At 72.5% G+C, this 437-nt stretch carries 1 pseudogene; it reads right to left on the reverse strand.

Going from position 1 to position 437, the window contains the following annotated elements:
* A pseudogene (locus tag A985_RS28695) lies at window positions 1-437 on the reverse strand (MMPL family transporter); the annotation flags it as partial.

Raw genomic sequence — 437 nt, forward strand, 5'->3', positions numbered from 1 at the left:
CGTGGCTCCGTCGATACCGGTGATGCGCGAGATCGCCTGCTCTTGCGCGACCAGTGCGGGATCGCGGGCAATGAGCCGGCGAACGTCGTCGTCGACGCCCAGCCGCCACCAGCCCGGCACGCATGCCAGCAGGATCAGCCCCCCCACCGCCGTGCCGCGCCGCCCGGCAAGCGCGCCGCGCCAGATCGCCAGCCAGCGTTGGGCAAGGGCGACGACCGGCGCGCGCAGCGCAGGCACCTCGCGCGGCAGAAAGGCGGGCAAGGCCCAAACGACGAACACATAGGACGAGAGCAGGCCCGCCAGCGCAAACACGGCGATCTGACGCAACGCAGGGAACGGCACAGTGCCGAGAATCGCGTAGCCCAGCACGCTGGTCGCGAGGGCGATGCGCAATGCCGGACGCAGCATCGGCAGGGGGGGCCGGGGTGCCCCGCGCG

The organism is Pandoraea sp. B-6, from assembly GCF_000282835.1.
GTDB classification, from domain to species: domain Bacteria; phylum Pseudomonadota; class Gammaproteobacteria; order Burkholderiales; family Burkholderiaceae; genus Pandoraea; species Pandoraea cepalis.